Below are 23,001 nucleotides of genomic sequence, written 5' to 3' on the forward strand. Positions count from 1 at the left end.
AAGTTTAGGCTTTTTAAAAGAATAATAGATAAATTTCAAGGCAATTATTGAGGCGCTTCATAGCTCAACTCTACAAAAGAATGGCCGATTTCTCCAGGCATAGGTGGATTCAATTTCCGAATACCCACTTTCCCAGTACGCACAAATGGATAATTATCGATCACACGATCCAAAATTCTCCGCACCACCGTCTCCAGCATTTTCTGTGTATTCGCCATCTCTTCCAGCAAAATAGTGTTCAGTACTTCATAATTCACTGTATGGCTCAAATTTTCTGTATCTCCAGTATGGACAAAAGTAACCACAACATCTACCATGAAATAAATTCCTGTTAACTGCTCCTCAGGATAATATCCGTGAAAAGCATAACATTTTACATCCCTTAATGCAACCGTTTGAATATAGCTTTTAGCATTGCTCATTTGACAAAAATAAATCTTTGAACGGTTATTACCAGCCATTCCTTTAAATTATTAAATCATTCCTCGAAATCATTAACTTTGAAATGAGCCTGATTAAAAAATCAGGCGAGAAACAAAGACCAAATATCTCCTGACCTATGAGTAAATCTGCAAAAAAAGACCTCTATGAAGCTCCTGACTACTATCAGTTAGATGAATTACTAAGTGACGAACATAAGCTGATCCGTTCTTCCGCCAGAGATTGGGTTAAAAAAGAAGTCAGCCCAATCATCGAAGATTACGCACAAAGAGCAGAATTCCCGAAACATCTAATCAAAGGATTAGGAGAAATTGGCGCTTTTGGCCCAACGATTCCTCTGGAATATGGTGGTGCAGGTTTAGATTATATCGCTTATGGCATATTAATGCAGGAAATTGAGCGTGGAGACTCTGGAATCAGGTCTACCGCCTCCGTACAAGGCTCATTGGTCATGTATCCAATCTTTGCTTATGGCACAGAAGAACAACGTAAAAAATACTTACCGAAATTAGCCACAGGCGAATTGATGGGCTGCTTTGGACTCACAGAACCAGATCATGGCTCTAATCCCGGTGGAATGGTGACCAATATAAAAGATAAAGGAGATCATTACCTGCTAAATGGTGCGAAAATGTGGATTTCAAACGCCCCATTTGCCGATATCGCAGTGGTTTGGGCAAAAGACGAGTCTGGCAAAATCAGAGGCCTGGTTGTAGAACGCGGTATGGAAGGTTTTACCACTCCAGAAACGCATAACAAATGGAGCTTGAGGGCTTCTGCAACCGGAGAACTGGTATTCGACAATGTAAAGGTTCCTAAAGAAAATATTTTCCCTGACATTACTGGATTAAAAGGACCATTAGGTTGCCTAAATCAGGCTCGTTACGGCATTGCATGGGGAGCATTAGGCGCTGCTATGGATTGCTATGATACCGCACTGCGCTACTCCAAGGAACGCGTACAGTTTGGCAAGCCAATCGGCGGATTCCAATTGCAGCAGAAGAAACTCGCAGAAATGGTCACCGAAATTACCAAAGCTCAACTTTTAGTATGGCGTTTAGGTGTACTTAAATCTGAAAACCGTGCAACAGCAGAACAGATTTCCATGGCCAAAAGAAACAGTGTAGAAATTGCATTGGACATTGCCAGAAATGCACGTCAGATGCTAGGCGGAATGGGGATTACCGGCGAATATTCGATTATGAGACACATGATGAACCTGGAATCTGTAGTCACCTACGAAGGAACACATGATATCCACCTCCTCATTACAGGAATGGATATTACTGGAATAAACGCATTCAAATAGTACTAGTTATCATAGAAACTCATTTTAAACCTTATAAAAGGACCATTTTCCTTGCTTATTTGGATATATTTGCATTTTAACAGCGCATGAAGACATTTAAAAAATATTACCAGCTGCCTGCACCTCCTGAAGAAGTGTATTTAGCGATGACAAAAGCACAAAGTATCCAACTCTGGACTGGCGCAGAAGTAGAATTTACAGAAGAACCAGGCACAGAATTTTCATTCTGGGATGGCGATATCGTAGGTAAAAACCTGGAATTCGAACCTGGCAAAAAACTGGTTCAGCAATGGTATTTCGGAGAAGACAACGAGCCTTCTATCGTGACCATTAAATTCCATGAAGATAAAAAAGGAACTTCTCTTGAGTTCGTGCAGACGAATATTCCTGATGAAGACTATGATGATTTCACTGCTGGATTAACAGAATATTACTTTGGAGGCCTGATCGACTTTTTCGAAGAAGACTAAGCATATAACAGATCCGGGAACGCATCCTGAATAATCGCAGGAAAGCCCATAAAAAAAGCTTGTTGAAACCATGGAATCTCAAGCGTTTCAACAAGCTTTTTTTATATATAAAGATAACTTATGCTTCTGTATCGTAAACAGAAACGATGTTCTCTCTTAAATTGTAATGGGAAGCCATTACCTCTCCATACGCACCTGTACTACGTAAAGCGATCAAATCTCTACGGAAAGTTTCCGGAAGCTCTACTTCTTTACCAAAACAGTCGGTACTCTCACAGATAGGCCCAACCACATCATATTTTACGGCATCTGCAACATCAAGTTTAGAGATGTTCTCAATTTTATGGTAAGCCTGATATAAAGCAGGTCTCATCAATTCTGTCATTCCAGCATCTAAAATGATGAAGTTCTTTTTCTTTCCATTTTTCACATACAGCACCCTGCTGATTAATGAAGCAGATTGCCCAACTAATGCTCTTCCCAATTCGAAATGAACCTCCTGGTTAGACCTTACCTCTAAAAACTCCTGGAAAACTTTAAAATAAGCTGCGAAATCAGGAATCTGCTGTTCTGGATTGTGATAATCAATACCTAAACCACCACCAACATTCAGGACTTTCACAATAAATCCACGCTCTTCAAACCAGGCTGCGAATTCATTTACACGCACACATAGGTTTTTGTAAACGTCTAAGTTGGTGATCTGCGAGCCGATATGGAAATGCACGCCGATAAATTCCAGGCTTGCACTCTCTTTTAAAGTATCCACACAAGCAGGTAAATCCCATGAATTTACACCGAATTTATTCTCATCTAATCCTGTAGTGATGTTATGATGCGTATGTGCATCTACATTCGGGTTGATGCGAATTGCTACTCTTGCTACTTTCCCTTTCTTACCAGCCAATTCATTGATCACTTCCAATTCCTGGATAGACTCTACATTGAAGCAGAAAATATCCTGGTCTAAAGCCTCATTGATCTCTCTGTCTGATTTCCCAACACCCGCAAAAACGACCTGCTTCTGATCAAATCCTAGTTCAATCGCCTTGCTCACTTCGCCGCCGCTTACACAGTCGGCCCCAAAACCTACCTCCTTAATTTTTTTTAATACTGCAGGATTGAAATTTGCTTTCATAGCATAGTGCACATGAAAATTATATACCTTTGCCGCCGCTGCACAATCATTCAATGTATTTTGCAGCAGGTTAAGGTCGTAATAATAAAAGGGTGTTTCTAAATTCGCGAAACGTGCTATATCTTTTTCGGAAAACATAATGTTCAAGTATCTGATTATATTTTTTATTGTTGTTCTGAGTTTTATCTATTTCGGCAATTATGTCGATTTCAAGAACAACAGATTGAGTAGAAACGAGTACGATAGAAGAGTTAAACTCTTTATCCTACTCGTTGTAATTCTTGTTGCCGCTATGATCTGGCTAAGAAAGAGGTAACCTCTCTTATTCAAATAAACGGTTGTGTAAGCTTTTTAAAGCTTCCGTCTTATCATCAGTATTGATCAATAAAGAGATGTTATAATTACTGCCTCCATAAGAAATCATTCTGATTGGAATATGCTTGATAGAATCTAAAACTCTTGCCGCATAACCATGCGTTTGCGCGCTGAAATCACCAACTACACAAACAATACTTTGGTTCTTATCAATTTCCACGGAACCGAAAGCATGAAGTTCTTCCACGATTTTATCCAGGTTGTCCGTAAAATCAATCGTCAATGAAACTGCTACTTCAGAAGTAGTAATCATATCGATTGGTGTTTTATAACGTTCAAAGATCTCAAAAACCCTTCTTAAGAAACCATAAGCCAATAACATACGGCTAGACTGGATCTTAATCGCGATGATACCATCTTTGGCAGCAATAGATTTGATCTTTCCTTTTTCACTTTCCGCAGAGATTAAAGTACCGGCAGCAGAAGGCTCCATGGTATTCAATAACCTTACAGGGATTTTATATTTCTGTGCAGGGAATACCGACTGTGGGTGTAAAATCTTTGCACCGAAATAGGCAAGCTCCGCAGCTTCATCAAAAGAAAGGTGAGAAATCGGCTTGGTACCTTTAACAATCCTTGGATCATTGTTATGCATCCCGTCGATGTCCGTCCAAATCTGAACCTCTTCCGCAAGAATGGCAGCGCCGATTAAAGAAGCCGTATAATCACTTCCACCACGACGCAGGTTATCCACCTCACCAAAGCTGTTTCTACAGATAAAACCTTGGGTAATGAACAATTTATTTCCTTTATGCTGCTCCAATAAAGGCGTTAAATGTTTCGTGCTATACGGAACATCCGGCTCATTATCTTCATCAGTTTTCATGAAATCCAATGCAGGAAGCAATACCGATGGTACGCCGATCGATTTCAGGTAAATATGGTATAAGGTGGTAGACAACAGTTCACCCTGTGCCAGCACAACTTTTTCTTCAATTGGAGTGAAAATATCATTCACTAAAGAAGCTAGAAAACCAAAATGGTACTCCACTACTTCTTGTCCTTGTTCGCGAAACTCTCCTTCAGGCAATAGTTCAATAATGAACTCATTATATTTCTGGTGCAATGCGTTAATTAAGCTTAACGCCACCTGTTTATCCTCCTTTAAAAGTTTGCCTGAAATTTCCACTAAACTATTGGTTGTACCAGACACAGCTGATAGGACCACAATTTGCTCTTCGGCCGGATTAATGATATCCAGCAACTTTTTCATGCGCTCAGGGCTTCCTACAGAAGTTCCTCCAAACTTTAATATCTTCATTTAATTGAGGTAAGAATTTTATTTTTTGATAAATTGGCTATATACTTGTATAGTGGCCGTGAAATTAAAAAAATCGGCGATAATAAACGCTAATTACACAAAATAAAATTTGGAATTGCACATTTTAATCCTATTCTCACAAAACAAGCTGAAAGATTAAACGTTTATTCCTGCAAGAGTTAAAAAGACATACACAATCATATGCAATTAGAAGCAGCAACCCTAAGTACCATCAATCAATGGCTTAACGGCAATTACGACAGTAAAACGAAAGAAGAAATCCAACAACTATTAGATAAAGAAGCTTTTACTGAGCTGACCGACTCTTTTTATAGAAGTTTGGAATTTGGAACAGGAGGCCTTCGAGGCATCATGGGTGCCGGATCTAACAGAATCAACAAGTACACCATTGGAACGGCCACACAAGGGCTTTGCAACTACCTGAACAACAAATATCCGAATGAAAAAATCAAAGTAGCCATTGCGCATGATAGTCGCAATAACTCAGATTATTTCGCTGGAATCACTGCAGATGTGTTCACGGCCAATGGGATTCATGTGTATTTCTTCAAAGCATTGAGACCAACACCAGAACTTTCTTTCGCAATCAGAGAATTAGGCTGCAAAAGTGGCGTGATGCTTACTGCATCCCACAACCCTAAAGAATATAACGGATACAAAGCTTATGGCGCTGATGGCGGACAGTTTACCTCCCCAGATGACAGCATGGTCATGGACGAAGTGGCCAAAATCAAAAACATTGATGAGGTAAAATTTGACCGCATTGAAAGTAATTTTGAACTGATTGGAGAAGAAATTGATCAGTTATACCTGGATAAAATCACAGAATTATCAGTTTCACCTGAGGCGATTGCACGTCAGAAAGACCTTAAAATCGTCTTCTCACCTATTCACGGTACAGGAATTACCTTAGTGCCTCAAGCATTAGCCCAATTCGGTTTCACCAATTTGACTCTTGTTGAAGAGCAAAGCACTCCAGATGGTAACTTCCCAACGGTGGTTTATCCTAACCCAGAAGAAAAAGAAGCATTGACTTTAGCCCTTAAAAAAGCCGAAGAAATTGATGCAGATCTTGTTTTGGCTACGGATCCAGATGCTGACAGAGTCGGTATCGCGGTAAAAAATAACGATGGACAATTCGTATTGCTAAACGGCAATCAAACTGGTAGTCTTTTGATCAACTATCTATTGAGTGCATGGGAAGAAAAAGGAAAACTCACTGGTGACCAATACATTGTTAAAACCATTGTGACGACCAATATCATCGAGGAGATCGCTAAAAAGAAAAACGTAACCTTCTATAATACCTTAACCGGATTTAAATTCATCGGTCAACTGATGACTAGCCTTGAAGGTAAGAAAACCTTTATCGGTGGTGGTGAAGAAAGCTATGGCTACCTGATCGGAGAATTGGTTAGGGATAAAGATGCAGTGGTTTCCTGTGCTTTCATTGCAGAAATGACAGCTTTCTACAAAGATAAAGGCAGCAGTTTATACAATGCCATGTTAGATATGTATGTAGAATACGGATTGTATAAAGAAGAACTGGTATCGATCACTAAAAAGGGAAAAACTGGTGCAGAAGAAATTAAAGCGATGATGGAGAAATTCAGAAGCAACCCACCAGCAACACTTGGAGGTGCTAAAGTAGCTTTATTAAAAGATTATGAACTGGGCTTTGAAACTAACCTGAGCACTGGTGAGAAAACAAAACTAGACTTCCCTAAATCGGATGTACTGCAGTTTATCACCGAAGATGGTAGCATTGTTTCTGCAAGACCATCGGGAACTGAGCCTAAGATTAAATTCTATTGCAGCGTAAATACCGCTTTAAAAGACAAAGCAAGTTTTAAAGAAACTGACGCCCAACTTGGCGACAAGATTAAAGCAGTCATGAAAGATTTAGAGGCTTAAGCCTCTAAATCACCTTTCTATAAATTTAGTAGGTAATATTACCTTACTTCTTTCAGTTTGGGGTAATGATCTATCCGCAGACAGTTCCTGAAGAATAATATCAATAATCTTTTCAGCGATCTGTTCTATGGGTTGATCAACCACGCTGATGGGAGGTGTATGGATCTTGAAAACATCCTGATCATCATAAGCAACAATCATAAAACCATCATCAATAGGCTTCTTAATTTTCTTTAGGAAGAATAAGCCTCTTACCGCAAGGTAATTAGTAGAGAAAAATACCGCGTCAATCTTCGGATTCTCTTCAAACAAAGCTTTTAAGCGCTCATTGGTGTCTTCTTCCGTGCTATCGAAAGGAATTCGAACCAAAGTCTGCTCATTTACAGGGATCCCATGGTCTTTCAATGCCTGCTCATAACCTAAATAACGGTTATTGATCTGGTCCACATCCACATCTACGGTTACGAAAGCAATGTTCTTTCTTCCTTTCTTGATTAGAAATTCGGCAGCAGAATAACCACCTTTGAAGTTATCTACGACCACGTAGTTCACATCAAGATCCGACAGATTCCTATCGAAAATAACGACCGGTATTTTATCCTCCAATAACTGTTTGATGTCACCTTCAATCCCAGGAACCGGTGCGATGATGTAAGCATCAACCTTTCTTGATTTAAACATCTCAATTAAGTCCCTTGCTTTTGCCGGGTCATTCTCTGTACTGGAATAAGTGATTTTATAGCCTTTTTTATATGCTTTATCCTCAATCCGTCTTGCTATAGCCGAGAAAAACGGATTGGAAATATCTTCTACAATCAAACCGATAGTTTTGGTATTCCCTGTCCGCAGACTTCTTGCGATCTGATTCGGTTTAAAGCCTAGCTCAAGAATAATCCCTTCTACGCGTTTGATCACCTCCTTGCTGATGCGCATCTTTTCGGCTTTGCCATTTAAGATAAAGGAGACTGTGGTGATGGATACTTCTGCTTTTTTTGCAATATCCTTAATAGATGGAGGTTTCATTTGTAATATAATTTACAGGCAATCTAGAGAATTAATTGTTAATCTCCTCAAAGTATTTACCTGCAATTTTAACAAAGGCATCTTCATTTAAAGGTTTATGTAAGTAATTCCTAATTTCTTCGTTTGCAGAAGCCATCAATTCGTCGTCAGGATTCAAAGAAGTAGTCAGCATCACGACGATCGTTTTCGATTTATGCGCGACATCTATTTTCCGATATTCTTCCATAAAGTCCCAGCCACTCATACCTGGCATGTTTATATCCAGGAAAATGAGACCGGGTCGCTGCACGTCCACATCATTTTCATATTTCCCTGAAAAAGTCAAATAATCCAAAGCTTCCCTCGCTGAGGTGATCGCCATAATATTCACCTCTATATTCGTGTTCTGAACTATTTTCTTGTGGATATAATTGGTGGGAATGTCATCGTCAACAAGTAATACACAATTAAGACCCTTAAATTTTTTCATGCTTTATCTATCATTTTTAAGGCTAAAACAAAATGTACTGCCTTCATTCAAGGCAGATTTTACAAAAATCTCCCCGCCGTGGAGTTCCACAATCTTTTTACAGTGCGAAAGTCCAATTCCATGTCCTGCATAATCTTCCTTGCAATTTAGACGTTGAAAAATCAAAAATATCTTTTCCTTATAGCGCTCTTCGATTCCGATTCCATTGTCGCTAAACTCAAAATTCCAATGCTGCTCGGCATAGGAGGCGGTCACCTGAATTTTCAATATACCTTCTTTTTTCCTGAATTTTAAAGCATTGCTGAATAAGTGTCTGAAAAGCTGCTTCAACGCCTTTTCATAAGCAGGAACACGCGGTAAATTTTCATAATCAACTTCCAGATGGAGCGACTCCGTTTCTTCAGCAAACTCTAGCTGAAGCGAGGCCATTAAATCATTGCAATCCAATAATTCCTTTGGCTCATGGGTCCCCAAACGCGCATAATCCAAAACGCCTTTGATCAGGTGTTTCATTTTTTCTGCGGATTCAGCAATGTAATCCAGGTACAAAGCGCCGTTCTCATCAAACTGTTCACCATACTCCTTTTTCAATAAGCCCGTAAAGTTTTTAACAGTCAATAGCGGCTCCTGCAAGTCGTGGGACGCAATATATACAAACTGTTCCAGTTCTTTATTTCTGAATTCCAGCACCCTCGCATATTCCTTCAGGGCTTTTTCTGAATTCAGCTTATCTGTAAGGTCTCTGGTAAACTTAGAAAAACCAATCACCTCATTCTCGTCATCATAAACAGTGGTAATGGTCACATGTGCCCAGAATTGCTCCCCATTTTTCTTGATGCGCCAACCGCGATGATGCGCTTTACCATTCAATAACGCCTCTTCCAGCAAATGATCAGGGATTTTATTCACTCTGGCTTCTTCGGTATAAAACAACCTGAAATCCATGCCCCGCATCTCTTCAGAGCTATATCCTTTGATCATCTCCGCTCCTTTGTTCCAACTGCTGACACATCCATGCTGATCAAGAAATAAAATCGCATAATCCTCGATTTCCCCCAATATTTTTAAAAGTAAGGGTTGAGGTTGACTTAAATTGTTCTGCATGGAAAAGCTAGTAATTTTCCTGAACAATATTCAAAAGTCAAGCCACGCTAAATTACCCGTAAAAACACCTATAGGAATCAATTTTTTGCAGGAAAGCGAAAAAAAATTGTCCTTCTTTTTTCCCAAACAGGGAATTGGGGAACTCAAAGTTAATTCCTTATTTGCCCATCCCCTTTTACGATCCATTTTTCTGTGACCAATTTCTCCAATGCGAAAGGTCCTCTTGCATGAAGCTTCTGCGTAGAAATTCCAATCTCAGCACCTAATCCAAACATCTGTCCGTCTGTGAAGCGAGTAGAGGCATTCCAGTAAACTACGGCAGCATCTACCTCTTCTAAAAACTGTTCCGCTTCTGCTGAATTTTCCGTGATGATGGCCTCAGAATGCTTCGAAGAATATTCGGAGATATGACCTAATGCTTCCTGGATATTTTCCACGACCTTAACAGAACACTTATAATCAAGAAATTCTCTTCCAAAATCTTCGCATGCTGCATGGACCAAATACGGGTAATCCGACTCCTTTAAAAGGCTAAAAGCATGGTCGTCCGCAAACACTTCAACCTGATGCTCAGCCAGTAACGGCGCCAACAATTCTAAAAAGTCAGCAGCAATTGTTTTATCTACTAACACCGTATCCAATGCATTACATACTGAAGGACGGGAAACCTTGGCGTTCTGAACAATTTCAGCTGCTGCAATCAACTTTGCCGATTCCGCAACGTAAGTATGACACACACCTGCTCCGGTCTCAATAACGGGTACAAGGGCGTTTTTACGCACAAAAGAAATAAGTTCATTGGAGCCACGGGGAATGATGACGTCAATATATTTTTCTGCCTGAAGGATTTCCAGGATATATTTCCTATCCGCTGGCAATTGCTGCACAATATTTTGATCCAATCCTGATTCCAGTAAAACTCCCTGGATCAAGGAAACTAGAAAGAGATTGGTATGAAAAGCATCTTGTCCGCCACGTAACAAACAAACATTTCCTGACCGGATACATAAAGAAGCAACATCGATCGTCACATTAGGTCTGGATTCATAAATGACACCCACCACTCCTAAGGCTACTGTTTTCTTTTGAATCAGCAGACCGTTCTCCATTTGCTTACTGGAAATCAATTGATTAGTTGGATCCGGCAACAACGCGACATCCTTTAAACTATTGGCCAAACCTGAAATCCGATCAGCATTCAATAGCAGCCGATCCTTTTTTGGATCGGCATCAGACATTTTTTCCAGATCCTTTAGATTCTCTTCAATAATCTGAGTAGAATGGTCCAAAATTACCGCTGCCAAACTATGGAGCAATGCCTGCTTTCCTTCATCGCTTAAAGAAGCGATGGAATGCCTGGCTTTCTTAGCATTTATTAACTGATTTTCTATAGCTTCCATGTTTGTTATAAGATAACGATATCACTGGCGTTCGCAATCTCCAGGTTATGTTGTTTTAAATTATTTTCAATATTTTCAGAGGAGGCTTTAGCCCTTGCCACCCCAACGATGTTCATTTGAGCATCGACCAGCTCAAATATTTCTCCATTTGCAAATGGGGCAACTACTGCAGCCACACCTACAGCCAGTAAACTTTTACGTGCTCTAATGGCCTCTACAGCGCCTTCATCTACCATTAACCTGCCAGTCACCAGACTTCCACTCGCCAGCCATTTATTTCTGGCTGGTATAGAGCAATTTTTAGGGGCACACACGGTACCCGTTTTTTCGGCTACTGCATCCAGGATGCCATTTGGCGTTCTAATTCCAAATATGACCACTTTAATCCCCATAGTAGAGGCCAGGTGGGCAAAGGTCAGCTTGGACACCATCCCGCCTAATCCAAGATCAGAAGTTTTCTTATCGGCAAGGGAGAACACCTCATTATTGATGGAATCTATTTTCTCTACTACTTTTCCGTCTTTATCCAATACGCCAGGAACGGAAGTCCCCAGCAAGATCAGTGAAGCGCCAAAACCTACACCTAGCAGGGTGGCCAGCTCATCATTATCAGAAAATCTCAATTCCAGATCGCTCACCACATCATTTTCGTTTGCAATTGGAATGACCCCATTTTTCCACAGCTCTTCATAGGTTTCTTTAAGCTGTAGAAATTGCGTTCTATTAGAGAAATGACGACGCTCACAAAGACTCTGAGCCATCTGAATGCCATAGGGGTAAAAATGTTTTGAATAGGTATTTAACAATATGGGGTTCCCGATAGCCGCAGCAGCTTTCCTTTCGGAGATTTTCCCTTTATAATTTTTAATGTATTGCTTTCCAGCAGCAACGGCACCTGAAGAAACCAGAATTAATCTATGTCCTTCCGCCAGTTGGGCAACCTGTGCCGCTACATCAGCAATTACACCCTCATCCAACTCCCCTTTTGGGGTAGTAATGGAGGCAGTACCTAATTTCAAAACAAGTATCGGCTTATTCATTTCTATTGAATTTGTTGTTTTCTATTGAATTGTGATGGTTTTCTATTGATTTTGATAGCTTTCTATTGAAATGAAGAATCCTTTATGATTTTAAGAATCCCCAATTAAAAGCCCTAAAATAGAAATTTTACCTTATTTTTCTCATCAAATACTTTATCTACAGTCAGTTTAGTAATGATATTTTCAAAATAAAGATGATGATCTAAAATAAAGCAGAAAGAAACAAAAAAAACTGCTGGATGTACTTCAATTACCTCCAGCAGTTTTCTCTTTTACAGCTTAGTGGCTGCTTTATGAAGTGATTAAGCTCGCATCTAAAGTAATTTCCAGGTTATAAGCTTTGCTGACCGGGCAATTTGCTTTGGCTCCCTTTGCAATTTCCTGAAACTGTTCTTCAGTAATCCCAGGAACACTTGCTTTTAAAACTAAATGAGAACTGGAGATCACGCCATTGTCTAGCGAAATTGTCGCTTTAGTTTCCAGTGTATCAGGTGTGAAACCTGCCTCTGTTAAGTCCAGACTTAATTTCATCGTAAAACAGCCCGCATGCGCAGCCGCCATCAGCTCTTCAGGATTCGTACCAATACCATCAGCAAATCTGCTGTTAAAAGAGTATTGGGTCTGATCTAAAACTTTGCTATCTGTGCTCAGGTGACCAGCACCTTCTTTGATTGTGCCATTCCAAACGGCTGTTGCATTACGTTTCATAATTTATTGTTTTATGGAGGTTATAAAGTTTAATAGTGTATCTATAGTTCTACAGTTATTTTGCTGCTAATGGATAGCAAATCATCCTGACTTAATATCGAATCATTCTGGTTCAATGCAATTTATCAATTTAACCTGGCTTTCAATTGGAATTCTGTAATCTGTGTGGGTAAAATAATTAAATCTGTACCCATTGCGCTTAGAATAAAATTACGACTTTTAGGGTTAATTCAATTTAAGTAAAATGTTAAAAGACCTGACTATTATTCCTTCCGAACCAAACGATATTGATCGCATTTTTGAACTCTACGATGATGCAATTGCTTATCAAAAGACGGTATTCAAAAAACACTGGCAGGGATTTGAACGCAGCTTAATTGAAAGAGAAATTCAGGAAGGCAGACAATGGAAAATCGTCATCGAAGGACAAACAGCCTGCATTTTTGCCATCGACTTTAATGATCCGCTCATCTGGAAAGAAAAAGATGCAGATCCTTCCATCTATATCCACCGCATTGTGACGAATCCAGCATTCAGAGGCTATCATTTTGTGAACATCATCATTGAATGGGCCAAAGCATATGGCGCTAAAAAAGAGAAGAAATACATTAGGTTAGACACCTGGGGAGATAATCCAAAACTTATCGCTTATTACGAAAAATGTGGCTTCAATTATCTGGGGAATATTGTCCCGGAAGCATCGGAAGTATTGCCTAAGCATTATGAAAACATTGTATTGGCAATATTTGAAATTGAGATCAATTGATCTTATTCTGATAACCGTATAAAAAAATAGCTACGAAATCTTTTGGATCTTCGTAGCTACAAAAGGCATAACATCATAAATTTAAATTTTGAAAGATTTTATGTCCATTTAAGCTTTGCACTTAAAACCATAAACGAATAAAATAAAGAGAAGCAAAATAATTATAGGCCTTAACATCATTACTTTAATCCAGCAAAAAGCAATAAAAACTTTAATCCATCCTACTCTATTCTGGGTTTTCGGAACGCCCTTTATCACCTATACAAATTAGGTATAAAGAAATTCCTTAACAGGGTCAAACGACACAAAAAAATATAACTATTTCTCTTTATTCCGATTTTTATTCAGCTTGATCTTAATCTTACCATCTTCCCCATCAGTTGCCAGTAAATGAAGTACAATCCCCTTCATTCTGCGCTCCTGAATTTCCCTTTTATCAGTAATATCCGCATCTTTTTTCGGATTTCTAAGCGGCACATCTACTGCAATATTCGTCCCTTTCGACATAGAGTATACTCCAGATACATCCATATTCAAGAGACTAGAATTGATTTGCATTGGGGCAATCGTAATCAGCGGCCCACGAACATCAAACTTACCATTCAGGTTACTAAAGGTAATATTGTCCAAGTCCCTGAATGGAAAAGCAAATTTACCCACACTTTTTACCGGTTCAAACTGCAGTAATGCCCCCTGTTTTAAGTCAAAAACGATATTACCGCCTAAGGAATTGGTCACCACCCTTCCCTGATCGGTAATCAACCCCCCAATCGTAGACTTAGAAAAAAGAAAACCTTTCAAGTTTTTAGAAGTAAGCGTAGTCATACCGAAGTTATCAAAAGAATAAAAGAAGTTTTTAATATCTACGTTAGATAAAGACGTATTTACCAAAAAACGATTCATATTTCCTTTTTGGGAGATATTCCCATTTACTTTCATAGCACCTCCGCCATGTTTCACAGAAATATTTTTCATACCTATACCGGCTTCAGAAAGAAACAGATCTGCGGTTACATCCGTACCGATAAACTTATTATAATATACTTTGGCGACTCTTAAATGCATATCTACCTTACTCTTCTCAAATAAATCATTCACATCTTCCGAGAAACTGGTATTTTTTGAAGATTTTTTCGTCGCTCTAGCAGGCTTTCTTGTCCCCAGGAAACCTAAAAACTCTCCTAAATGTAACTGCGGACTTCTAATCTGCCAGTTCAGCAAGATCTTCTCTGGATCGTTATAATATAAATTCAGGAAATTACGAATCTGTCCATCCATCATTACGATACTCTTTCCACTCTGCAAACGGATATTTTTAATAAACAGATCATCCGTAGTAAAATTCAAAGACACAGCAGTATTCGTAAAGTTCAACTTCCTCGGTACATAGCTTACATCCGCATTCACTACATCAATTACACCGGTCACCAATGGTTTATGGAGTTTAAAATCAACGATATCTGCTTTATAAGCCAGCTTCACTGTTGCTGTTCCTTTTCCAAATTTCAAGGTTTCCGTCCCAATAGCTTTATTCAGCTTTGCTACGGCAAATTTCGACTTGAACACTCCTGTAGCAATAGGTTTCTCCAAATCAAGAATCATCATCGTATCAATTGAAAAAGGCATTTCTGTATAGGAACCTGTAAATCCATATAACTTAATCGCAGAATTCGGATCAGTAAAGCCTTTACCCTTTTCATAATTATTAGTAAAAGTACCTTTAAAGTTACAGCTATCAATAATGGCTCCTGGAGTCTTTAAAACGTTGTCTTTTACAATCGCCGTCACATTAATTTCCGGATCACCACCTGGCCCCATGTCCCCGTTAAGAATACAACTGGCATCTATTGGTGTTTTCAAATCAAACATCAGCAGCTTCTCCGTAATATTTGGTGCCAGTAAATTAGCCGCATTTTTCCATAAAATCGAAGGTGCCTTAATGTCAATTTTAAAAGTTGTATTCTCTTTTGAAGTGTCGAATTGAGCACCGATGATAAACGGATCGTTCCCAATGTTCAATTGATTAGGCGCGACCAGGATAATCCCTGTATCTTCATCGTAATTGATCTTAAAAGGACCTTCCAGCACCTTATCTTTGATGAAGCTGCCTCTTCTCGTATTAAAGGCCATGCTCTTTGCCAGCGTCTTTAACTTCAAATTTGCCTCCCAGCCTGAAAATGAATAATCCATCTTTCCATCCAGATCCGCGACTTCAAAATGAAACAATTTATGCCCTTTCCTATTGTCAACAATAAAATTCACATTATTTAAGCTGAATTGTTTCAATTGGGCATCCGTACTGCCCTTAGTCGAATCTGTTTTCTTCTTATCCTTTTTCCTAAAAACGGCGGTATTGCTATAGCCGGATGTATCTGTAAACAAATCTATTTTAGCATTATTAATACCTATCTTCCTGATCTCAATAGTTCCTTTTAACAAAGCCATTGTATTTACTGAGACTTCAAAATCCTGCGCCTCTAATAAAGTATGCTGGTGTACTTTCCAAAGACTATCTTTAATCACTACATTTTTGAGACTGATAGATACCCCAGGAAAACCTTTAAAAAAGGTGGGATCCATACTGCCAATGGTTAAAGATCCATTGAGGTTTTTATTTAATTGTTCTGTTATTGTAGCTAGCAAGGTCTTTTTATTTGCATTTACATACAAACCGAGTCCAACAAAAACGAGAGCAACAAGAGCGACTAAACCAATAAATATTCTAAGCGTAATTTTAGACCAGCGAGGCATTTTTTCCATGTGTAAAAAGCTAACGTTTTTAACTATCAAATTGTTTGGCACCAAACTGGTTTGCAGGACAATTACTACAATTTATAAAAAAACCCGGTAAGTCTAAACTTACCGGGTTGCAAAAAACGTTAAAACAATTAATCTATAGTAGCCATATCAATAACGAATCGATAACGAACATCACCTTTTAGGGTACGCTCATACGCCTCATTGATCTGATCCATTCTGATCATTTCCACATCAGAAGTGATGCCATGCTCTGCACAATAATCTAACATTTCCTGTGTTTCCTTGATGCCACCCACCAAAGAACCTACCAGACTGCGGCGACCAAAAATTAATTGAACCGCATGTACTTCCGAAGGCGTTGGAGGAACACCCAACAAAATCATCACTCCATTAGTGCGCAATAAAGCAAGATACTCGTTGTAATCATGTTCTGCAGAAACCGTATCAATGATAAAATCAAACGTATTCGCCAGACCTTTCATCGTCTCTTTTTCGGTAGTCAATGCAAAATGGTGAGCACCTAACTCTTCTGCATCTTTTGCCTTTCCTGGAGAGCGACTCAACATCGTCACCTCAGCGCCCATAGAGGCGGCAAGTTTTACAGCCATATGACCCAAACCGCCCAAGCCCACTACTGCTAGTTTATGACCTTTTTTTACGCCCCAATGTCTCAAAGGAGAGTAAGTAGTGATCCCTGCACAAAGCAATGGCGCCACTTTTTCCAATGGTAGCTTATCTGAAACGCTCAGAACAAATCCCTGCGTTACGACAATATGCGTGGAGTAACCACCATAAGTGATCGTTTTTTTATCCTGCTCAAAAGAGTTATAAGTCTGTGAGTGTCCGTTTTCGCAATACTGCTCCTGATGGTCTTTACAGTTATTACAATGACCGCAGGAATCTACAAAACAGCCTACACCTACGGTATCGCCTACTTTGAATTTACTGACATTAGCCCCTACCCGGCTCACTTTTCCTACAATTTCATGGCCTGGAACAACAGGATACATAGTACCTCCCCATTCGTTTCTTGCCGTATGAATGTCTGAATGACACACCCCACTATATAAAATTTTGATCTCCACATCATCTGCACCCGGCTCCCGGCGAGTCAACTGAAAAGGTTCCAATGGTTTATCTGATTTATGAGCTGCGTATGCTTTTACTGAAGTCATATTTTTGTGATTAGTTTATCTATAAATAACGAAACTACTAAAAATGTTTTAGCTAAAAACTATACCTCAACCCAAATTGCATCTGGAATCTGGAAGCAAAGAAATCTTTCGCATAAGTACTCGTATTATTCACATCATATGTATAGATGGGATAACTTGTTGGAGTTCCGGCAGTCACCGCTTTCAGACCTACACTTGCCATAGAATTATAGGTATTTGGAGAGAAATACTGAACACCCCAGTTTTTATTCAGCAAGTTCGTTAAGTTCACAATGTCGTAAGTGAAAGTCAGCGTATGTTTATGTCCGGCTGCTTCAGATACAATCAGGTCCTGTGAAAATCTAAAATCTGCCTGTACATTCCATGGCGTACGTGCACCATTACGCTCTGTAAACAATCCTCTTCTGGTTTTCAAATAACGATCACCGTCTATAAAGGCATCAAATGCAGCGGCTTGTTGGATCCCATCCGGTGTTTTCGCGAAAAACTGCGGCGTCTCTCCAGCTTTCGGAACGTAGACTAAACTCACATTCTGTCCAGTACCATTGATCGTTGTATTCAGGAATCCATAAGAATAAGGTGAACCCGACTGCGCGCTGAAGAACAAGGAGAAATTGGCTGTATATTTATTGCGGCTATCCCAGGCATGTTTAAAATTAACAGTAGACACGATGCGGTTGCGGATATCAAAGTTAGAATAAGCAAGCCCTGGATGATTAGGATTTAAAGCCTGATTCAATTGCCAGTTAGATTCCATTGAGTTTCTGATCCCATTGGTGATATCTTTCGATTGTCCGTAAGTATACGCTGCCATTACATCCAGGCCAAAAGGAAAGGACTTGCTCACTTGTCCGGTTAAACTATATCTGTACCCCTGACTGGTATTCGACAGTAAATACGCATTGCTATAAGAAGGGTTAATTTTATTATTGCTAGTCGGATAAATAGGCTGCTGATGCTCCGTATCATATATATTATAGGTCGGATTATCCGTAAAATTCACTTGTTGAAACTTTAGATCATGAATCACCTTTGTAAAAATCCCTTCCACACTAAATTTCCATAGATCATCAGTTTTATAATCGAAAGCTAAACTTGACCTCCATGTTTTAGGCATTTTGAAATTGTTGTCGATCAGATCGACTTGTGTTGCGCCATTGGCATCATTCACATTTACTCCTTGTTTTGCTACATATCCTGCCTCTCCATTCCCATTCAGCGCATCTTTAATCGGATCAGATCCTGCAGCTGGTTTAACCAATGGTTTTGCCGGGTCATAATTATATTTTTGATCATAAGCACCAAAGGTCACGCCATTATTATAATAGGCATAGCCTAACCAGGCAAATGGAACTCTTCCGGTAAACAATCCGCTTCCCCCTCTTAAAATCATTCTTTGATCACCATTGATGTCATAATTGAAGCCAATTCTTGGCGACACCTGAACTTGTCCGAGGTAATCATTTTTGATATCTTTTGGTTTTGTGTAGGTAAAAGTGGCTCCATAATTAGGATCTGCAGGTGCATTAATCGTCTTATCACTTAAAGGCTGTTTATTTGGCAAATCAGCAAGGTCTAACCTCAAACCATAAGTCAGCTTAAATCTATCTGTGATTTGAAACTGATCTTCTCCATAAACACTGTACATGTTCAACTTAAATTCAGCCGGAGGATTGGTCATAATGTAATCCCTACTGTTGTTGGTATAGTTGTAATTGGTGCGTACACGGGATGGTTGGTTTTTCAAAAAATCGTCGATACTGCCATAAGCCACACGTCCATTCCAGGCATTCACAAAACCATAAGTGATGTTATACAGTTCATTATGTGTACCAAATGTGATGGTGTGTTTTCCTTTTGTAAAGGTGAAATTGTCTGTAAACTCAAAGGTTTTTTGTTTCATATTGAAGATACTCGCTTCGCGGTCGGTGCCCAGGAAAATCGTTCCACCACGAGAACTGATCTCAATCTGCGGTACTGCCGGGTTTCCTAATGGGTCTCTAAAATCATGAATATTAGAATAGCCAATCACCAAACTATTGGAAGAATTATTAGAAAGCCTGCTTTTCAATTCGGCAACTGTAGAACTCTGATTATTCGTCTGCTTAAAGTCGATTCCAGAGAACCTGAAATTGGCCTGGTCTCTTTCTAAATTTGTCGCCTCTGAATGGATGGTGTTGTTACGAATCGTCAATTGATTTTTATCATCAATATTCCAATCTAAACGATTAAAAAACTTGTTGGATTTCGAGTAGATATTGTAATTTCCTGCTGTACCTGGATCAATTCCATAGGCATTGATCATGTGGTCAGTAATCGATTTGGCCTCATCAGAGGTGATGAGTTTCATATCCGGCGATCCAGCACCTAAAATAACGGGATCTTGTCTTCTGGTGAGTTCCTCGTTGGTAAAGAAGAAAAGTTTATCCTTTATAATTGGAAGCCCCAGGCGAAAGCCCGTTTGATAATCATGAAAGGCAGCGGGTTCTTTGGAATTATCTCCAATTTTATTCCTACCGATCAGTGCTGCATTTCTACCATATCCATACACGGACCCACTCACATCATTGGTACCAGAACGCGTCACCGCATTCACACTTCCCCCTGTGAAGTTTCCTATTTTCACATCATATGGCGCCAGTAAGACCTGTACATCCTGTATCGCATCCAAAGAAACAGGGTTAGTACGTGTACTGCTGCCAGGCATCCCTGAGCTTCCACTCTGACCACCGAGAGAAGGACTGAATCCTATCGCATCATTATTGATGGCACCATCAATGGTTACGTTATTATACCTGAAATTCGTTCCTACAAAGGAATTATCTTTACTTCCCTGAGGGGTTAAACGGGTTAAATCGGTCAGGCTCCGACTCACCGTAGGCAGTGTTTTAATTTGTTGTTCGCCGATTTTAGTACCCGCTCCCAGTTTTGCACCACCTTTGGTACCTGCTACCACCACTTCATTCAATTGCTGACCTTCTTCGGGCAGCATAAAATCCAGGCGCAAGTCTACGCCCAGGTTTAGTGTAATTGCTTTTTGCTGCTGGGGGCTATAACCTACATAACTTACAGTCACCTGATAAGGCCCACCAGGATTTAAGTTGTTCACCCGATATGCTCCATCCTTACCCGTTACAGCACCATATTTTGTGCCAGTTGGCAGGTGTAAAATGAGTACGCTTGCGCCGGGGATACTCATCCCTTTACCATCACGAACCTTACCATTCATGCTGGAGGTAGTCACCTGAGCCTGAACTCCAAGTCCTATAAACACAAGGAACATCAACGCCAGGTAAACCACATAATTGCTGAATTCTTTTTTCATTTTCTAGGTTTAAATTTTTATCAAAACTAGTTTGGCAGGATCACGTTAATATTAAATTAACATGAACACGAAGAAGGCTTAACATGAGATTAAAACCAGATTAAAACGGAATTAAAATCCTCATTTTCAGTAGTTAAACTTAAGAATTCAAAATCTCTAAAAGCGATGACAAATCGAATCTAACCAGTATAAATAAGTTAAATTAATGTTATGATTATGTTAAGGAGGTCAGAATTCAAAAATCCGATCTCCTTAACCATATACTTCCCAACTCTGACTAAAGTTCCGGAAGACAAGCCTGCTCTACCAGCACCTTTACCTTAGATTACACAAACGTTTGCATAAGCTATCAAAAAGATAAAAAGCCATAAAATATCTTTCAAATTATAAATGGCGATCTGAAAGCTGAACCACGTCCTGAGACAGGACTAAGAAAGGAAGCATACTTTTCCTACAATCTGTATTCAGAGCAAACCAAACTACACAAACGTTTGCGCAACAGTAAACCAACTGAGTATCAAACCTTCTTCTGAACTTATAGAGAATTAAATTCATCTCTAAACCCAATCTTTATGAAATTAACCAACCTCTATTTAAAGCCGGTTTTACTGCTGCTGCTGCTATTTACCTCCCTAACTTCCTGTCAAAAGTCTATGCTGACGGAAAACATGGAGAAACAACAGCGGGAACAAAATCAAACCTTAGCGCTTGCTGGTACAGAAAATGCCGCACCATCGCAGCACATTTTCTTTTCTTTTCCTTCAGATGCCATTGCAAAAATTCACAAAATTAAGATTACACAGTCCGCTAATGCAGAATATTTTTCTGTTCACAATTACTCTGGCGGCTACAATGGTTTACAGCAAACCCCAGACAATTCATTTGGCACACCAAATATTCTGATTGCTTCACATTGGGATCCGAATACTGCAGGCGGCGTGTTCTCAAGAGTAGCCTATACTGCAACAAACACCCTCAGTGGTAGATTCGGTGGTGAAGGTGATGGCTACAAAACGATTAATCCCTATCAATGGGCACTCAATACCTGGTACAATATTGCCATTAGGTCATGGAAACTCAATGGAGAGCTATTTATTGGCACCTTCATCCAAAACATGAGTACCGGAACCTGGTTCCACACTTCCACCCTCGCCATTCCAGAGCGCACCACCTTTTTAGGCTCCGGGAATGATTCCTTTCTAGAAAATTGGACAGGCAGCAATCCAGCTTACGATGGCAGTTTCATTAGAAAAGCTTTTTTCAAGGACTGCTGGAACCTAAGCACTACTAACGTATGGCAAAAACATACCAGCAGAAGTTTCAGTGCTAATGCTGGTGATGAAGGGAGAAATGGCATCTACGACCGTGCTTTTAATTCCGGATATGATGCAGCGGAAGATGCCTATTTTATGGAACATGGAGGCAGTGTACAACCTGATGCCGCTTTTGGCACTGGGCGGACTTTAGCACTTCCTGCACAAACCAATCAGGGAACTGCGCCAGTGATTACAGTTGGAGAAACTCAATCAGTATCTGCAATTTACGCTGGAACTACAGTTTACATCAACTGGACCAACAATGCCACAAAAACTCCGCAATTTTCTTCAAAAGTGGAATTACTAGATCCAAGCGGAAATGTTGTCCAGACAATTAATGAAGTGCTTCCACAAAAAAGAACGGCAACCTTCAGCAATGTTACGATTGGCAGCGGAACTTACACCGCCAGGGTAACCATCACCGATATTTTTAACCAGGTCGCTCCTGCAATCAGTTCGGCACTAGTTCCGGGGGATCCACCTGCTACCTGGTACAGACTGAAAAATGCATCCAGTGGGTTATACTTATCTGTAGAAGCAAACAGCACAGCAAATAGCGCCTATATTGTACAATCGATCAGCAGTGCAGGCGCAGAACAAAAATGGAAGTTAAGCTCACAAAATGGGGCAACTGTGCTGATCAATGGTAACAGTAATAAAGCCATAGACATTTCTGGAGGAACTCAAACCATTGGCTCCAATGTAATCCAATATACGATCAGCAATGCCATCAACCAGCAATGGAACCTGGTGTCTGTTGGTACTAATAAATATGTCATTCAGAGCAATATGTCCAACCATTATATCCTGGATAATCCAGGCAGCAGCAGCACCAATGGTCAAAGGCTTGTTTTGTATACTATGAATGGAACTACAGGTACTGCCAATCAACAATGGATCTTAGAAGCTCAATAAATAATCATTTACAATAATAATGCAGCGGCAATCGCCATAAATCTGATAAGAAAAAAGAAATGGCTTTTAGT

17 protein-coding genes are annotated in these 23,001 nt (G+C 39.7%); 5 read left to right on the top strand and 12 right to left on the bottom strand.

The window, feature by feature from the left end; translation table 11 throughout:
- Positions 1-44: 44 nt before the first annotated feature.
- A complete protein-coding gene (locus K7X70_RS10925; RefSeq protein WP_222537095.1) occupies positions 45-422 on the bottom strand; it encodes a dihydroneopterin aldolase in 378 nt (125 codons plus the stop codon).
- A gap of 137 nt (positions 423-559) precedes the next feature.
- On the opposite strand from K7X70_RS10925, the gene K7X70_RS10930 reads away from it, so the two are divergent.
- Positions 560-1,750 carry an acyl-CoA dehydrogenase family protein gene (locus K7X70_RS10930; protein WP_222537096.1) on the top strand — a complete coding sequence of 397 codons (1,191 nt, stop codon included), beginning with the start codon at positions 560-562 and terminating at the stop codon, positions 1,748-1,750.
- 86 nt (positions 1,751-1,836) lie between these two features.
- Positions 1,837-2,220, top strand: a complete 384-nt coding sequence (locus K7X70_RS10935) for an SRPBCC domain-containing protein (RefSeq protein ID WP_187668289.1) — start codon at positions 1,837-1,839, stop codon at positions 2,218-2,220.
- A gap of 118 nt (positions 2,221-2,338) precedes the next feature.
- Here the strand turns inward: K7X70_RS10935 and lysA are convergent, their stop codons facing one another.
- Both lysA and K7X70_RS10945 read right to left on the bottom strand, forming a co-directional pair.
- Positions 2,339-3,496 carry a diaminopimelate decarboxylase gene (gene lysA / locus K7X70_RS10940; RefSeq protein ID WP_222537097.1) on the bottom strand — a complete coding sequence of 386 codons (1,158 nt, stop codon included), beginning with the start codon at positions 3,494-3,496 and terminating at the stop codon, positions 2,339-2,341.
- A 184-nt stretch (positions 3,497-3,680) separates the two neighbouring features.
- On the bottom strand, positions 3,681-4,994 hold the full coding sequence (locus tag K7X70_RS10945) for an aspartate kinase (RefSeq protein ID WP_222537098.1): 1,314 nt from the start codon (positions 4,992-4,994) through the stop codon (positions 3,681-3,683).
- 201 nt (positions 4,995-5,195) lie between these two features.
- Here K7X70_RS10945 and K7X70_RS10950 point away from each other — a divergent pair, with 201 nt between their 5' ends.
- On the top strand, positions 5,196-6,929 hold the full coding sequence (locus K7X70_RS10950; RefSeq protein WP_222537099.1) for a phospho-sugar mutase: 1,734 nt from the start codon (positions 5,196-5,198) through the stop codon (positions 6,927-6,929).
- A gap of 9 nt (positions 6,930-6,938) precedes the next feature.
- Here K7X70_RS10950 and K7X70_RS10955 read toward each other — a convergent pair whose 3' ends face one another.
- From K7X70_RS10955 to K7X70_RS10980, 6 genes are all read right to left on the bottom strand, one after another.
- Positions 6,939-7,952 carry a LacI family DNA-binding transcriptional regulator gene (locus tag K7X70_RS10955; protein ID WP_222537100.1) on the bottom strand — a complete coding sequence of 338 codons (1,014 nt, stop codon included), beginning with the start codon at positions 7,950-7,952 and terminating at the stop codon, positions 6,939-6,941.
- Between the two features lie 31 nt (positions 7,953-7,983).
- Entirely contained in the window at positions 7,984-8,421 is a 438-nt protein-coding gene (locus tag K7X70_RS10960) for a response regulator (protein ID WP_222537101.1), read from the bottom strand.
- Between the two features lie 3 nt (positions 8,422-8,424).
- Positions 8,425-9,525 carry a sensor histidine kinase gene (locus K7X70_RS10965; RefSeq protein ID WP_255607079.1) on the bottom strand — a complete coding sequence of 367 codons (1,101 nt, stop codon included), beginning with the start codon at positions 9,523-9,525 and terminating at the stop codon, positions 8,425-8,427.
- A gap of 149 nt (positions 9,526-9,674) precedes the next feature.
- Positions 9,675-10,925: a glutamate-5-semialdehyde dehydrogenase gene (locus K7X70_RS10970; protein WP_222537102.1), complete on the bottom strand. Its 1,251-nt coding sequence runs from the start codon at positions 10,923-10,925 to the stop codon at positions 9,675-9,677.
- A gap of 5 nt (positions 10,926-10,930) precedes the next feature.
- Positions 10,931-11,965 carry a glutamate 5-kinase gene (gene proB / locus K7X70_RS10975; protein ID WP_222537103.1) on the bottom strand — a complete coding sequence of 345 codons (1,035 nt, stop codon included), beginning with the start codon at positions 11,963-11,965 and terminating at the stop codon, positions 10,931-10,933.
- A gap of 291 nt (positions 11,966-12,256) precedes the next feature.
- Entirely contained in the window at positions 12,257-12,673 is a 417-nt protein-coding gene (locus K7X70_RS10980; RefSeq protein WP_222537104.1) for an OsmC family protein, read from the bottom strand.
- Between the two features lie 244 nt (positions 12,674-12,917).
- Here K7X70_RS10980 and K7X70_RS10985 point away from each other — a divergent pair, with 244 nt between their 5' ends.
- Positions 12,918-13,439 carry a GNAT family N-acetyltransferase gene (locus K7X70_RS10985; protein ID WP_222537105.1) on the top strand — a complete coding sequence of 174 codons (522 nt, stop codon included), beginning with the start codon at positions 12,918-12,920 and terminating at the stop codon, positions 13,437-13,439.
- Between the two features lie 318 nt (positions 13,440-13,757).
- Here the strand turns inward: K7X70_RS10985 and K7X70_RS10990 are convergent, their stop codons facing one another.
- From K7X70_RS10990 to K7X70_RS11000, 3 genes are all read right to left on the bottom strand, one after another.
- Entirely contained in the window at positions 13,758-16,199 is a 2,442-nt protein-coding gene (locus K7X70_RS10990; protein WP_255607080.1) for an AsmA family protein, read from the bottom strand.
- Between the two features lie 128 nt (positions 16,200-16,327).
- The gene (locus tag K7X70_RS10995; RefSeq protein ID WP_222537106.1) at positions 16,328-17,374 is read right to left on the bottom strand and encodes an NAD(P)-dependent alcohol dehydrogenase; all 1,047 of its coding nucleotides are present in this window, start codon (positions 17,372-17,374) and stop codon (positions 16,328-16,330) included.
- 52 nt (positions 17,375-17,426) lie between these two features.
- Positions 17,427-20,699 carry a TonB-dependent receptor gene (locus K7X70_RS11000; RefSeq protein WP_222537107.1) on the bottom strand — a complete coding sequence of 1,091 codons (3,273 nt, stop codon included), beginning with the start codon at positions 20,697-20,699 and terminating at the stop codon, positions 17,427-17,429.
- Between the two features lie 572 nt (positions 20,700-21,271).
- On the opposite strand from K7X70_RS11000, the gene K7X70_RS11005 reads away from it, so the two are divergent.
- The gene (locus K7X70_RS11005) at positions 21,272-22,930 is read left to right on the top strand and encodes a DUF3472 domain-containing protein (protein WP_222537108.1); all 1,659 of its coding nucleotides are present in this window, start codon (positions 21,272-21,274) and stop codon (positions 22,928-22,930) included.
- Positions 22,931-23,001 lie beyond the last annotated feature (71 nt).

Origin of the sequence: Pedobacter polysacchareus (assembly GCF_019802255.1) — a bacterium.
In the GTDB taxonomy this organism is placed as follows: domain Bacteria; phylum Bacteroidota; class Bacteroidia; order Sphingobacteriales; family Sphingobacteriaceae; genus Pedobacter; species Pedobacter polysacchareus.